The 16289-nt window shown below is 44.9% G+C and carries 9 protein-coding genes; 2 read left to right on the forward strand and 7 right to left on the reverse strand.

Going from position 1 to position 16289, the window contains the following annotated elements:
- A complete protein-coding gene (locus AABA75_RS17760; protein WP_338294080.1) occupies positions 1-495 on the forward strand; it encodes a very short patch repair endonuclease in 495 nt (164 codons plus the stop codon).
- Positions 496-578: 83 nt separating this feature from the next.
- Entirely contained in the window at positions 579-3596 is a 3018-nt protein-coding gene (locus AABA75_RS17765; protein WP_338294081.1) for a helix-turn-helix domain-containing protein, read from the forward strand.
- Positions 3597-3624: 28 nt separating this feature from the next.
- Here the strand turns inward: AABA75_RS17765 and AABA75_RS17770 are convergent, their stop codons facing one another.
- From AABA75_RS17770 to AABA75_RS17800, 7 genes are all read right to left on the reverse strand, one after another.
- Complete coding sequence (locus AABA75_RS17770; protein WP_338294881.1) at positions 3625-6768, reverse strand: ligand-binding sensor domain-containing protein; 3144 nt, start codon at positions 6766-6768, stop codon at positions 3625-3627.
- Positions 6769-6862: 94 nt separating this feature from the next.
- Complete coding sequence (locus AABA75_RS17775; protein ID WP_338294082.1) at positions 6863-8614, reverse strand: S8 family peptidase; 1752 nt, start codon at positions 8612-8614, stop codon at positions 6863-6865.
- A gap of 187 nt (positions 8615-8801) precedes the next feature.
- Positions 8802-10643, reverse strand: a complete 1842-nt coding sequence (locus AABA75_RS17780) for a S8 family serine peptidase (RefSeq protein WP_338294083.1) — start codon at positions 10641-10643, stop codon at positions 8802-8804.
- A gap of 360 nt (positions 10644-11003) precedes the next feature.
- The gene (locus AABA75_RS17785) at positions 11004-11738 is read right to left on the reverse strand and encodes a queuosine precursor transporter (RefSeq protein WP_338294084.1); all 735 of its coding nucleotides are present in this window, start codon (positions 11736-11738) and stop codon (positions 11004-11006) included.
- Positions 11739-11812: 74 nt separating this feature from the next.
- The gene (locus tag AABA75_RS17790) at positions 11813-12967 is read right to left on the reverse strand and encodes a DUF1624 domain-containing protein (RefSeq protein WP_338294085.1); all 1155 of its coding nucleotides are present in this window, start codon (positions 12965-12967) and stop codon (positions 11813-11815) included.
- A 137-nt stretch (positions 12968-13104) separates the two neighbouring features.
- On the reverse strand, positions 13105-14052 hold the full coding sequence (locus AABA75_RS17795) for a hypothetical protein (RefSeq protein ID WP_338294086.1): 948 nt from the start codon (positions 14050-14052) through the stop codon (positions 13105-13107).
- A gap of 171 nt (positions 14053-14223) precedes the next feature.
- Entirely contained in the window at positions 14224-15870 is a 1647-nt protein-coding gene (locus AABA75_RS17800) for an AMP-binding protein (RefSeq protein WP_338294087.1), read from the reverse strand.
- Between the last annotated feature and the right edge of the window lie 419 nt (positions 15871-16289).

Raw genomic sequence — 16289 nt, forward strand, 5'->3', positions numbered from 1 at the left:
ATGACAGACGTTCACTCGCCGCAGCAACGCCATAAAAATATGGCGGCGGTGAAGAACAAGGATACTAAAGCAGAACTGTTGGTTGCAGCGGAGTTGCAAAAGCTACAAATCAAGTTTGAGAAACAACTTAAGATTAGCAAGGCAAAGGTGGACTTCTATCTGCCAGAATACAATACGGCAGTGCTCGTGCATGGCTGCTTCTGGCATGGCCATGACTGCCATCTGTTCAAGGTACCAGCAACCCGCACTGACTTCTGGTTAACCAAAATAAAATCGAATCAGGCACGAGATCAACAGCATACCAATGCCATGAAACAAGATAAAATCAGAATACTCATCATTTGGGAATGTGCAGTCCGTGGCAGGCAAAAGTTAGCACAAGATGCATTGTGTGAGCGTATCGAAGAGTTTCTGCTATCACAGCAGATAGCCGCTCAAATTAACTCTAACGGCTTTGATGTGCATTGGAATAAACAGACCAAGAGTACAGACTAAAACCATCTCAGCAAATGATTTCATTTCAACTCAGCAGTTGGTAAAGTGAGCTTGTTGACAATAAAAAAAACAATCACACTAGCATGTCTCTTTTGACCAAATATATCAGCACACCGAAACAGATTTTTGGCCTGTTCCTCGTTGCTGCGATCTTTAATGTCTGTTTGATATTCCTCGCGAATACCGGCGCAATGACAATTCAGGGCTCGGTTTTAATTCAAGCCAGTCATTGTTTCTACGCGACTCTATTACTGCTGTTTGTAGCGGCGATCCCCAAGTCTAATCTACTGCTTAAAGAGCGACTTTTCTGGTTCTGTATCAGTGTTGCAATGGTTATTTGGCTGGTGACCAAACTGTGTTTAATGCTACTGCTCATCGTGGATTTATCCGACTGGGTGTATTTATTGGCAGATTATGGCTATTTTGCATTTTTTCTGGTAGCGGCATTAGCACAGTGCTTTTACGTTAATCAAAGCAATGGAGCCAAGCCTGCCCCGATAAACGCCACATTGTCGCAACTGATCACCATCACGTTTATGTCGGGCTTATTTGTCTATTTGGTGGTTGTGCCCTCAAGAGAATCTCCCACCGAATTTAATCAACATTATTCATCATTTTTATTTTTTATTCTCATGGATGCCTATTTGTTGATTGTTTTTGCCATTCGGGCGCTCGCCGACGAACAAGCCGAATGGCGGCAGCGTTTCTGCTGGATGGCAATCAGCTTTGCCTTATTTTTGACCCTCGACCTGACAGAATTATTGATAAAAGCGAATCTGGTTAATATGAGTATCGAGGGGGTATTTGCCATGCTTTGGTATTTACCTTACCTTCCTTTGGCATTAGCCTTCTCAACACAGCAACAGGTCTTCTCCCACTTTGCAGAAGTGAAGACCCTGCCAAAATGGCTACCCGGCACCAGTATTATGGCGTTGTGGTTATTGCCACTACTTCACGTTGCGGGACATACAACAGATTTCTTTTCCAGTGAACTAAAAGCGCTTAGAGAAGTGGTTTTGATTTGCTGGGTGATGATTTTTGTATTGTTTCTTTATTTAAGAGATTGGCTTTCAGATAAAACTCCTGAAAAGAATTCTGTTTCCCAAAAACAAAAAACAGAAACCTCGCCACATACCCACAGTCTTGTGGAGCATTTACCTTTGCCGAGCTTTACGCTGGATAAGTTGGGTAAGATAGTTAACTGCAATAATGCAGCGGCTGAAAAATTACTCTATGCACCATCGGATCTCAAAGGCACATTTTTCAGCGGCTTACTGGCGCAAGATGAACCTCTGGAAACCTTGTTGCGTTTCTCAGAATCGAGCTTTTCCCAATCTCGCCTTATCACTCAAGGTATTAGAGAGGCGTTTTTCGTCGATAAAGAAGGTAAACAACTGACCTGTTATGTTGCATTTGGGGAATTGGACAACGGTGAATTTATCGCCTGTTTAACCGATGTCAGTCGCTTGCACGAGGCAGAACTGCAAGCGCTCAGTATCAAAGACAAGTTTCTGGCAAACATCACTCACGAATTCAGAACTCCCTTAACCATTATTCAAGGCGCTATAGAAGAAGCACTGGAGAAAGTTACTGACAAAAATCTGGTTGAACGCTTCGCTGCAGCACAAACCAATACCATCCGCATTTTAAAAATGGTTGAGCAGTTGTTAAACCTATCGAAGATCACTAGCGCCCCAAAACTAGATAAAAGTTTGCAACCCGCCTCACAAATTATTGATGATACCTGTCAGCAATTTTCGCAATTGTGTCAAAACAAGAATATAAGATTTGCCTGGCAGGTTGAGCCAGGACTCTGGATTCAGGTGTATGACGACTCCCTGCAACAGATATTGTATAACTTGCTGAGCAACGCTTATAAATACTCTAAACAAGATAGTGCAATCAACCTGAGTAGCCAGCTTAATGGCTCTCTGTTGCGGCTTGATATCTCTGATAGTGGTTGTGGCATGACAAAAGCCGAGCAGGAGCGTTTGTTTGAGCGTTTCCAGCGAGCAGATAGTGCTAAACGTTCAGAAACTTTTGGTGTCGGAATTGGACTGTCGTTGGTAAGTGAACTCGTTAACGCCCATGAATGGCGTATTGGTGTCGTGTCAGAGCTCAACCAAGGCACTACATTTACCTTAGAGATCCCATGCAACAAGGATGAACAAAAAGCCCTTAAACAGGTTGCCAACACCAGTAAGGTTAGCTTTAACAGCGAATTATCTGTGAACAGATCTGGCTTGCCACAAGACAGTCAAGCTGAATCAGTCGAACTCTCAGGTGAGGAAAACAAGCTATTTATCATCGAAGACAACCCTGACATGCAAGATTATCTCAAGCATTTGATGTCTGCCCATTATGTTACCGAAATACTGGGCAACGGCACCTTAGGGGTCAGTAAAACCATTGAAGAAATTCCAGACGTAATTATATGTGATTTGATGCTGCCTGATATCTCGGGTTTCGAGGTGGTCAAACAAATTAAAGCCCACCCTATGACTCAACATATCCCTATTTTGATGCTCACAGCAAAGACGGATACACAGAGTAAATTAACAGGGTTAGAAGCGCATGCTGACGACTATCTGACAAAGCCCTTCCACCACAAGGAGTTGCTGCTGAGAATTAATAACTTGCTGCAAAACCGCGCCAGAATGCAGCAATTATTGCGTCATCAGATGCAAGATGAAACTCTCAACCAGACAAAAGCGCAATACTTGCCATCGGAAATGCAAACGACAGAGGTTATGCCGCACAAGGCCTTCCTCGACAAATTACAGTTAGCTGCAGAGCAACACTACAGTGAGGAGTCCTTTGCGCCTTCCAGTCTTGCTTCACAACTAGCGATGTCGGAGCGACAATTGCAACGCAAACTCAAGGCTGCCTTAGATATGACACCAGGTGAGTATTTAAGAGAATACCGCATCCTTAAATCCAGAGATCTGTTGTCGCACGGAATGCCTGTGGGTACGGTGGCGGAAGAGGTGGGTTTTAGTAATCAGAACTACTTTACCCGCTGCTTCAAACAACAGTACGGTATCACCCCATCTGAATATCAAAAGAGCAGTAGTTCAAACGATCAAAAAGAAGATATTTAATATTGTTTTGAGAGCTCGATACTCAAATCTAGCTCTCGACTATTTCCACCAGATCTTCCACCTGCGAAATACGCTGACAATGCATCAGTTCCGACAGCATTAGTTCATTAATGTCGCGCTTGGGTGTAAGCACTCCAGTCCAGCTAATGCCTGATTTTTGTTTGGCTGAATACAAGGCCTTATCTGCCAGCATAGAGACCTGATCCCACGACAGCGCTTTCGGCGATGTTTCATCAAAAGGATAGTGAGCAAAGCCCATCGAACACTGGCACTTAACGTCCTTACCCAACCAGGTAAACTGAGTTTCACTCACTTTCCGCTGCAGATTAGTGGCAAAATCCACTGATTGTTGTCTATCTGAAATCGTACCCACAATCATAAATTCGTCACCGCCCCATCGCACCAGGTGGAAGTCTGAAAGCAATGCCCCTCTGAATACTTCTGCCATATGGGATATCAGTGCATCTCCGGCGGCATGCCCCAGGGAATCGTTAAGTGGTTTGAGGTTATCCAAATCGATAAGCATCACCAACATTTGATGATTCGCCTGGGCCTCATATTCGGGCAAAGCTCTTTTGAGATATAAATCTAAAAAGTGACGGTTTTTACAACCGGTAAGCGCGTCTTCCACATGGGCTTGCTCAAGCTCCTGATTTAACTTAATGAGCTTCTTATTTTGCTCTGCCAGCTCTTCAGTACGCTGGGCAACTTGTCTCTCCAGCTCTTTACGTTGTTTCTCCTCTTGCGCCAATTTTTTCATTTGGCTGCGTAAGAACAGCAACAGCAATAAGGCTGTCACCGCCACATAAGCGCTATAAGCAAGCGGCGTTTTCCAGGGCGCAGGTAACACTGTAACGGGAAGATTTATCTGCGCATCACTGGTAATTCCTGCGATGTTCGAGGCTCGAACACTGAATACGTAATCACCTGCGGGTAAATTAGTATAAGTTGCACGCCGCAGGTTGCCAACACTGATCCACTCTTCATCAAGTGGACTTAAACGATATTGATATTGATTTTTTTGCGGTGCAGCAAAATCCAATGCCACGTAGTCAAAGGCAACGAGATAATCTTCATAACCCAGCTCTAGTGGCGCACTGTCAGGTACACTTAACTCCCTACCAACCGCGGTAACTCCCAGCAGTTCAACATCCGGAGCTTGCGCTTTTAACTTTAAATCCTGTTCCAGAAATTGGTTAAAACCATTGGTTCCGCCGAAATATATTTTGTTGTTTTGGTCGGTATAAACTGCCCCTAAATTAAAGTCATAACCCTGTAGCCCATGGCTTTTATCAAAGTGTTCAGGCTGCAAAGATTCTGCGTCGATACGACTAATACCACGAGAGGAAGAGAGCCAGATGTTACCCAACCGGTCCTCAGCAAAACCGTATACAGAGTTACTGTTTAGTCCATTTTCCTGAGTAAGATGGCGCATTTTTAAATTGCCTTGAGCTCGGTCAGCAAAGCGCCAGATACTGATCCCATGACCGTGGGTTGCTATCCAGAAATCACCACGGGAATCCTCAAAGATCTGCCAGGTCAATTCGCCACTCAAGCCCTGAGGATTGTCTTCATCGTATAAAAAAGTGCTAATACTGCCTTCCTTCACATCGATGCGATTCAAACCGTTTTCCGAAGCGGCCCAGATAAAGCCCTCCTGATCTTCCAGGATTTGCATAATGTTTTTGCTTGAAAGGCTGTTGATATTGCCTTCTTTTCGCAGGAAATTACTAAAGCCTGTGTCCGTTTTAAGACTCAGTCCACCATTGTATGTGGCCACCCAAATACGATTTTGACTGTCTTGCAAAATGTCAGTAACACCATTTGAGGGCAGTGAGTTTTCATCCTGTTCATTGTGTTTAAATTGTTGCCAACTTTCACTGGATGCGGATTTGTAAAGTAAACCATGCGCTCGGGTGCCTACCCAGATGCCATCCTCGCGATCCACCATTAAGGACATGATTCGATTGTCAGCTAATCCTTGTGCTTTGGTTATGGGCAGCCAAGCCCCCGTGGATTGCTCTAGATGAACAATACCGCCGCCATAGGTGGCAACGTATAATTGTCCATCAGAGTCGGTTGCAAAGTCAGTTACTACAGAGTGGTTCAGGTCGCTTTGGGTGCGCGGAATAGTATGGTTAAAAGCACTGTTTGCTGGATTCCATTTATTCAAGCCGCTGTAGGTGCTGATCCAGATGATATTGCCTTTATCCTGAAACACATTAAATATGCGATTGTTACTTAAACTATCAGGATTACTTTTGTCAGCGAGGATACGCTCAAATTTTCCGTCTTCGTAAAGGGAGATACCATTGTCTGTCCCAGCCCAAATACGCCCCTGAGCATCTTCATACAAAGATAGAATGAAATCATTACTCAAGCTTGTAAGTTCGTCGGGATTGTGGCGATAGTGAGCGAAGCGTTTACTTTTCAGAGAATAGCGGCTCAATCCAGAGGTAAGGGTGCCTACCCAAATATAACCTTGTGAGTCGGTCAGCAAGCTGCGGATTCGATTGCCATTCAAGTGTTCTTCTGAGCGCTCATCTGATGCGCGAAAATTTAACCATTTCTCTGAATGAGGTTGCAAAACATCAAGTCCACCTCCATCGGTGCCAATCCATATTCTACCTAAACTGTCTTCAGTAAAAGCAGTAACCGCCGGGTGAGATACCCCTCTAACATCTCCTGAGTAATTAATGACCTGATATTGCTCATCAATATTGATCTGCGCTAATCCATTTTCCAGCGTTCCCACCCAGAGTCGGTTCTGTGAATCCAGAAAAATCCTTTTTATTCGCGGACTTACCAAGGTCTCATTGGCCACTTGTTTGAATGCATTGTTTTCTGGATCAAAACGGATAACCCCGCTGCCCAGAGTAGACAACCAGATGTAGCGTTCACCATCGAACAGCATGTCACTGATAACCGATGTTACCTGCTCTGAATCTAATATGACGGGAAAGTGTTTAAACTGAAAACCATCAAATCGGTTTAAGCCACCTTCAGTGGCAAACCACATAAAACCTCGGCTGTCCTGAACACTCTTGCGAACAATCTCATGAGATAAACCATCATCAACATCAAAACGCGAGAAGCGCAATTCTGTTGCTGACAAGGCCTGTGATAGAAACAATAAAAATAAAGAAAATAAGGTAAAACCGAAAAGCTTCATCAAAAATTAGTCTGCACTACTGAATACACTTCCTTTGTAGCAAATAAAAAGGCCCAGGTACAAACCCGGGCCAGGAAAAATTTAAAATTGGGTATTATTCTTCGTCAACCCAAACGTTAACGGTGATCCCGATACTCGTATCAGGTGAGGCTACTGAAGCAGGCGTTACGGTATCGGTGCCAAGACTGGTGGTATCGTGCCACAGTGAGCCATCGTGCCACAGTGAGCCATCGTGCCAGAGTGAGCCATCGTGCCACAGCGAACCATCGTGCCATAGTGAACCGTCATGCCACAGTGAACCGTCATGCCACAGTGAACCATCGTGCCATAACGAACCGTCATGCCACAGCGAACCATCGTGCCATAACGAACCATCGTGCCACAACGAACCATCGTGCCACAATGAACCATCGGACAACAAACGGCTTAAGTATGGCTGAACTTCTGTCTCGCCCATAGTGGCCACGGGACCCACATAATGTGCCGTTCCGGCAAGATCAGCGGCGATATCTAAACCTTTGTTGGCACAATTGGCTGCACTACTAAGCACCGCTTCCGTGGCGTTCACAACACCGGCGCCCTGTTTGAAAATATCTTCTGGCTCACTAGAGTCTTTTTTATTCAACACAGTGGCAGAATCCATTAAACGACATTTTACCTGATCAGGTGTCAGAGACGGTTCGTATTCCAACATGAGTGCGATTACACCCGATACTGTTGCGGCAGCTTGGGAAGTACCAGACATAGCGAAGTATTTAGAGCCATCATGATTCTCAGGATGGGTAATCGCCAGGTGAGCATTCTTGTCCATCAAACCAACGATACGACCACCATAACCAACTACTTCAGGCTTGATAAAGCCTTCGATACTTGGGCCCATGGAAGAAAACTTAGCCATTCTGTCGTCTGCCAGATCAGCAACGGTGTAATTATCGCTGCTAGCACCAACGGTAATGACATAAGGTACGTTACCCGGTACACCAATAGTCATCGGTGAGCCGCCATTGTTACCGGCAGAAGCAACAACCACAATCCCTGCCTGCCAAGCTTTCATTACCGCGACATTGACCGGATCGTCCCAGTAGAAACTTTGCGGAGGCGCGCTGAAAGACATATTAAGTACACGGATATTCAAACGGTCTTTGAACTTAATTGCCCATTCTATACCGTCGATTACTGCCGCATAGCTCCCCTCCCCCGTCTCACCAAAGGCTTTAACACTCACCAAACGTGCAGCTGGAGCTACACCGTAAAAGCGATTGTAAATATCGCGTTCACTGTTGGCGGCGATACTTGCTAAGTGAGTACCGTGACCGTTTTGCTCTTCGTCATTATTCTGTACCTTACCTTCGATGGCATTATATGTACCGTAAATGCGTTTACGGCCCCATGCGTCTTGACGAAGTCCGGTCATAGATTTAAAGCCGGTATCCAGTACCGCGATGGTCACGCCATCACCATACCAACCCGCATCGTGAAGCGGCAACGCCCCCATTTGGTAAGGTACCACCGATTGCGAAACCTGCGAGGCTACCCCCCACCCTGTTGTAGCGAGTTCGACTTTAGCGTCAACAAACACTTTAAGGCCTTGGTCTTTCAGAGTTTTTACCTGGTCTTGGGTTAATTCCGTAGCGACGCCATCAACGATATCCAGGGTTTTAATGATGTCTGCTTGGACGGCTTGAACTGCACTTGCAGCCACTTCAGAAGAGTTAGCTCTTACAATGTAGCCACTTGTTGTTTCTGAAGGTTGGGCGGATTGCGTCAGACTATCCTTGCTCACAATTGCAGTAGTGACTACTGCCAGAGCGCTAACCAGAAAAGGGATTACAACATTCATTTTCATATTTATATTTTCCTGGAATTCAACACTGCTTAACCCGGTAACTGTATAATTGTTACATCCAGTTACTGGTACGACCACAAGTCAGGGTTGGGCACATTAGCTAATATTTGTTCAGTTTTCAACCAATTTCTTTAAACACAAAAGCGGGCCTGAGCCCGCAATTAATGGTTGGGATAATTAAACAACCTTAGAAAGTTACCGTTACTGTGGTAGTACAAGTGCTGCTTGCTTCTTCACAGATTTGGTAAGTGTAAGAACCGCCACCTTTTACATTTAAGTTATCAGTGTAGGCACCATCATTAGATGTTGTAGCAATCATGCTACCATCGCGGTAGACATCAACATTGTTAGAGGTTGCACCAGTCCAGCTCAGATCAACTACTTGCTTGCCTTTCACTTTATAACCAGCAGCAGACATGGTGAAATCACCGCCCGTACCGCCACCGTTATCACCGCCACCATTGTCACCGCCAGCACAGCCGTTGCTAGTTAAGTAAGCATCTGCCGCAGCCGCTTTGACCAAACCATAACCGAAGTACACGTCGTTACCTGCAGCACCTGCATCTTGTGCAGAAGCTTTGAGCGCAGAACGGATTTCTTCACCTGTACAAGTTGGGTGGTTAGACCATACTAACGCCGCAATACCAGTTGCAGTAGGTGTGGCCATTGAAGTACCACTCATGAAGCCGTAGTCGCCGTTTTCGATATCAATCGCAATGTTGCTTGCTGCAACAATTGCAGAGCGATCTTCCAGCGCTGCACCCACAGCTGGGATAGAAGTCGTGTTAGTGTCGCCTAGCGTACCGTATAACATGCCTGCTTCGTTATTTACGATAACAGCACCGATACCACCAGATTGTTCACAGTTGTTCACTTTATCAAAGAAAGAAACATTACCACGGTCAATCACACAGATTTTGCCAGCCGCGCCAGAGTCAACTGCTTCAGCCGTACCCATAAAGTAAGTTGCACCCGCTGCGCTACCGAAGTTTTCCATCGCAGAAGTAGCAAAAGCAGCTCCGTCAACTGTCATAGACGCGATAGGCGCAGTACCTGCAGGATAGGCAGAAAGGGTATCCACACCACCAGCAGCCACTTCAACACAAGTTTGCTCGTCAGTAGTTACACGGCGCCCTTTACCCGAAGTACAGCTTGGATATTGAGAGAAATCAGCGATGTTATCGTTGGCGTCAGCAGCACCCACCATCATAACTGAGTTGTAACCTGCAGGGTAAGAGCGAACGTTGTTACCGTCATTACCAGCCGCAGCTAAAGATAAACCACCTGCATCACGGAAGGCTTTAAAGGCGTTTTCTTCTGTGCTGTTAGCACCGCCGCCACCCAAGCTCATGTTGATTAGGTTTGCGCCTGCTGCAGAACACAAGTTTGCTGCGTGAGCCAGGTCAGAAGAATAGCCCCAGCCGCTTTCGTTAAATACTTTAATAATGTGCATTTCAACACCAGGAGCCATACCGATAACGCCGTAAGAGTTATCTGCAGCACCGATTGTACCCGCTACGTGAGTGCCGTGAGGACCACCGTGATCGTACCAGTTACCTGTACCAGAATCGTTGTCACCAGTAATACGGTTCCACTCGAAATCAGGGTTATCAGAAGACAAACCAGAATCGATAACACACACTTTCATACCTGCATTGCGGTCAAAAGTCACCATATCAGCTTCAGCTTGATAGTAACCATAAGGCGTGATTTGAGTGGCGTTAGGGTTACCAGCGTCATCACTCCAGAGGCTCATAGGCTTACGAATTTGGTCTTCTTCAATCAGTGTGATGTGCGGGTTGTTCAATAAACCTTTAACTGACTCCAGATCTTGACCAGAGAAGGTAGCAGCAAAGAAACCATTTGAATCCAGGTTGATCTCGCCGCCCAATTTTTTGGCAAGGGCTTTAACCACACCTTTTTTGCTGTCGTCTACTTGAATGATATATCTGTCGTTAGCCGCCTGAGCAGCGAAAGAGGAAGCAATTGATACTGCTAATAAAGAGGCTGATAATTTATTTAACTTCATGATTTGTACTCGTTCACTTGTTATGTCACATCATGGGACTTTGATTTATTTATATTCCCTACACGACAGCATTTATTGCTTTTATTAGTTGCTGCCATGAGCGGTCTTCCCTGAGGTGGGTACATAGTAGAGTGGCGAGAACAAATGCCGTTAGGAAGATTGCGACAAACTTTAGAACAACAGCGACATTTAACTAAATATATGTTTTAAATGGCATTTTCAATATATGAACCATGTTCAATTAATAGATTTGACGGATTTAGACGTTTTTTCAAGGTGAATGTGGATTCCAAAAAACAAGAATTGTCAGCCTGACTACAGCTTTTGCTATCAGCAGTCAAAAATACATGAGAGTCATTATCATTGTTTTATCGAGAAGGGGGTAAATTTCGTTTCCCTATCGTAAACATCAACGCCTTCAGCAGTCTTGAGATTGGCGATAACTTTATAGGTTACGGGGGTAAGTAATACTTCCCAGAGCACTTTCAGCACATAGTTACTCAACATCACCGTGAGTATCAGGTCCCATGACCAAATACCAGCGAAAGCGAGCGGATAAAATAACAAGGTATCTACCCCCTGACCTACAATGGTAGAACCAATAGTGCGTTGATAGAGTGCCTTACCGTTGCTCCAGATCTTCATTTTGGCAAGGACGTAGGCGTTTGCCATCTCGCCGCACCAGATAGCCAGCATAGAAGCAAAGATAATGCGCGGCACCTGACCGAAATTTAAAGCGAACGCTTGCTGAGTATCAATGCCCCCAAGGGATTGATTCCAGCTGTCAGCGGGCGGCATAGCCGTGATAAAGGCGGCCATGCCGGCGGCAAAAGCAGCAGCAGCAAAACCAGCCCAAATGACTCTGCGCGCCCTGGAGTAGCCATAGACCTCAGTAAGTACGTCCCCCAAAACATATGACAAAGGAAAGAACAGTACACCCGCACCAAAGGTGACGCCCATAATAGTAGCCACCTTTGCAGCACCAATAATATTAGAGCAAACGATAACGACACAGGTGGCTGCCATAATGAAATCGTAATAACGATAATGTTGTTGCGATAATTCAGCAGCTTTATCTATTCTCTTTATTGTCATCCCGGTTTCCGTTGAGTGGGCAGTGGTGCTTTTAGAAGCCAATCATCAATAAACTAAAGATATCGTCATAACCATCAGAGATACTTCAATAGCCAATGATTATGCCGTTGTTTAACACCGACATACCATTTGCAAAGGTAAAACATCACCAAGGTAACAAAAGCCCAGGCCAGATAAAGGCGCAATAAACTGGGTTCATAACCTTCGGGCAATGCACCGCTGCCACCCAACTGCCAGCCCACTTGCCAGCCCAATGTTGGAATAAAAAACAGCAGCGCCAGGAAATGTATGAGCGGTAAATGCAAGACGTAATAGAAAAAGGGCACACGGCCAAAGGTCAGCAGAGCACTATTAATGGCCTCTGGTAGTCGATGCATGACAGACATCAACATCAAAGTCGGACCTAAGGTCATCAGCAAATAAGACAGTGAAGGCGGGTATTTTTGAGTGTTCAAAATGGACAGTAAGGTAAATATGCCGCCGCGCTCCTGCTCAGACCAGGGAACCGGATCGCCATATACGTTAAGCAAGCGAACAACGATAAAGGCCAATAAAATACCTAGTCCGAGTTTGAAACTACGCTGTTTAAATTGTGCTGCATCAGAAGTTAGCCAAGGAGAAATGCCATACCCAACCAGCATGACACCAATCCAGGGCACCAACGGATAAGCGATATAAACACCCGCCCCTTGCTCATTGAAAGGTATCCAACCTGGTTGATGTAACACATGCCATAGCCAACTTAACTCTCCAAACTGAGAAGCATTGATACCATCTGCTAAATTATGTGTACAGATCATCAATACGCCGAAGACCAAAGTAACGTTACGGGGTAACCAGGTAAATAGAGCCAGAAACAGCATGCTAACACCGATGGCCCATATCACTTGCACAAAATACCAGGCAGGAAAGCCAAATTTCCAGGAAGCATTAACCACCACCAGTTCAATAAACACCAACCAGATGCCACGTGTTATCAAAAAATGACGAAGTTCGCTTTTTGAAGACACTTTTTGCTCATATAGAAAGGCACTAATTCCGGTTAATAAGATAAAAACCGGAGCACAAAAATGGGTTATCCAGCGAGTCAGGAATAATTCGGGACTTGTCTGCGTTAAATCTTCGGGCTGCCACGGAAAGGGGCTGAAGAAATCTCGCACGTGATCTATGGCCATCAGGACGATAACCAAACCGCGTAACTGATCTATGGCAGGAATGCGTTGTTGCATAATGTGACTCTGTTAGTTTTCTGTACAGCCTGAGTACAATTACTCAAAATATCCAGGTAAAAAAATCACACAGAAATACTCACTGACAAATTTGTTTAGTTAATTCAACTCACAACTCTGCAATTTAAGTTTCCGGTTTATTTTTTTGTTACCGCATTGCTGCGTGCTCGGGTTTGTACCAGTCCCGGCTTTGGCTCAAATGCTTTTTGATGGCGCATAAGATTGACAATTTCAGACTTGTTATCGCGAATTTGCCCCGCGAAGGCCAGGCCAATACCCTTCTTAGTGCCTGTTTTAGCAGCATTATAACCCGATGATACCAAGCTCTCCGTTAAAGTGCTGGCACCATCTAATGCTGCATCGACGCCAAAACTGCCAGCGCCAAAAGCCACACTGGCTGCGGTAGATACGGCGGTTTTATTGCGTTTATTGGCGGTTAAATCTGATTTTTGCGCAGAGATATGGCTATCCAGCATATTAATGCCCGTTGCTTTCTCGTTTACATTTTTGGCATAGGCTTTACTGGCTCTATCGTAAGCTACCGTTGCCCCAATACCCGAGGCAATGCCAACCCCTTTAGCGCTGGCTTTTATCGCAAGACCTGCAGCGGGATTTGCCAGGGCAACGCCAGTACCAACATAATTTGCGACTCTCGCCCCGGTTTTAACGTGTCCCAAATTGGTACCAATTTTCTCGCGCTTAACCGCATCTTTATTGTTATTTTTCATGCGGTCTTTATAGGTTTTTAAGCTGTTAGCTTCAGCGGTGAGATTACGCCGATCGTTTTTACTGATGTTGTTCAGTGGGTTCAGACCGGTTTTAAAATTATTCAGGGTCTGCATACGCTTACCTTTCGACATTTGATCGTAGATATAAGCGCGCTCTTCGTGCAAGCGGGTTGTGCTGGCCGCGTGCATCTTACCCGGCCCCTGCCCAATATGAGTTTCTAACTGTTTTCGTGCTGCACTGGCCATATTCTGCATAACGGGTGCTTCAGCATTTGCCTGTGTGTGCCCCGTGCCAGATGACAGGTTGGGCGCCGCAGCGGGCATCGGTTTTGACTTAGGACGGGGCTTGTTGTTCATAATCAATTCCTTAGAAATTTGCAACCAGATAAGAGACCCAACTTGGCAACTTTAACTTGATTATCACCCTAAATCTTCATAAATCAATATCTCGTCTAAATTATGCAGCGAAAAGCAAAAAACCAGGGTTTTTAAGCCCTGGTTTTTTCAGTTTCTATTGAACTTTGGCGGCTAATGCCAGCTAATAGTGCCCTTTTCTACTTTCTGCGCCAGCGGCAAATAGGTCTTTTCTACCACGTGACGTTTAACTTTGAGAGTTGGCGTTAACTCACCAGAATCTGTTGTCCACGCTTGCTGTGCAACTATGATGGCAGAAACCTTGGCATGCGCTTCCAATTTTGTATTCACTGCCGCAAGCGTTTCTAATAAGCTTTGTTCAATGTCTTTTTTGTCCAATGCTAAAGCATGCTCACTTAAGTTAATCACCAGAACCGGTTGCACCAATTGGGTTCCCATCAAGCACATTTGCTCAATGTACTCGTTATCACCAAACTCCGATTCGATTGGAATGGGTGCCACATATTTACCTTTTTCTGTTTTAAAGATATCTTTCTTCCTACCAACTATCGAAAGGTAACCGTCCTGCATCTCACCCAAATCACCGGTGTGTATGTACCCTTGCTCATTGAGTGTTTCTTTGGTTTTTTCTTCTTCTTTGTAGTAACCCAGCATATCTGACTCGGTCTTAAGTAGAATTTCACTATCTTCAGCGATCACCACTTCTGTACCGGGTAAGGGTTTTGAAACAGTACCAATGCGCACGTCCATACCGGGCCCCAAAACACTGCCGCAAGCAAAAGATTCGGTCATACCCCAACCTTCCCCAATATTGATATCGAGTTTGCTATACCACTGCAGAATCTTCTCTGACAAAGGCGCTGAGCCACTGACGAACAGGCGGGCCTGATCAAGTCCCATTTGCTTCTTGATTTTATTTCTGACAATGTTGTTTAGCAGAGGAATTTTCAACAAGGTTTGCAGTTTACGATTTGGCATCTTGGTTAAAATTTTCTTCTGGAACTGCGTCCACAAGCGCGGCACCGAACCAAAAATGGTGGGTTTTGCGTTATTAAGATCTTGCGCAAAAGTGTCGAGACTATCCACAAAATAAACCTTTAAACCATAACTCAATAAGGTAGATTCCACATAAGCGCGTTCAGTACAATGAGACAGAGGCAGGTAAGACATTATCCGGTCTTCAGTAGAAACCTGCATACGCTTACCAACGTTTTTACCCGCATTAACAAAGCTTTGATAATTATGCATAGCGCCCTTGGGATTTCCTGTACTGCCAGAGGTATACAAAATAGTCATCAAGTCATCAGGCTTAACCGGTGTGATATTCTCCGCTTCTTCGTACTTATCTTGTACCTCATTCCAATTGAATTCGGCCGGCATGCCCGGATAAGGAAAAGCGAGTTTTGGTACCGACTCAGGAATACCCTCTGCCTGAGCTTGCCAGTTATCTAGTTTCCCCACCAAAATCATTTTACTTTCTGAATGCTCCAGTACGTAACTAATGGTGTCTTTATTTGCAGTTGGATAGATCGGTACACTGACCAGGCCAGCATACATCAATGCAATATCAGAGATTATCCAGTGTGCACAGTTTTTAGAGAGTATTGCTACCTTATCTCCGGGATTGAGTCCTTGTTCCTGTAAAAAGCTAACCAGTTTTCTGGCTTCGGAATTAATTTGCTGCCAGTTAAAAGTCACCATTTCACCGTCAATTGGCTGAAATAGCACATCTCTTGAGCCATCTTGTACTAACCAATAAGTAAGCTTTTCTGCGGGTAGGGAGAGGTTTACAGTATTCATTCGGGTATAACTCCTTGCACGTCTGCACCGATTCTTGTGTAGTGTTTTTATCCATAGTAGGCAGAAATGTTAAGGAAATAAAAGCTTTTTACCGCACTGTTATCAGTTAATGCTGATTAGCCTAGCAGGTAACGGTTGATAACCGGCAAGATGCCTCAATAGGACATGCGGCAGCAGGAAAGGGCTGACACCACAACCGACAGATTCTATCACCTTTGTTACTGGTTAAACCTAAATTAAAGATAATTTTGGGCCTAAGCTCTTGCTGGAGGCTTTTCGGATAGTGCCGTTACTGATTCAATTTGAGTGTCTCGTGCGACACGGCAACTAAAGTTAGCCTAAACAAAACTGTACTTTGGTACAGGTGTATTTGGTTAAGCTGTTAACTATGATTGTGCTAATGAGCACTGAGGCTCATT

It is taken from the genome of Planctobacterium marinum (genome assembly GCF_036322805.1).
GTDB lineage: Bacteria > Pseudomonadota > Gammaproteobacteria > Enterobacterales > Alteromonadaceae > Planctobacterium > Planctobacterium marinum_A.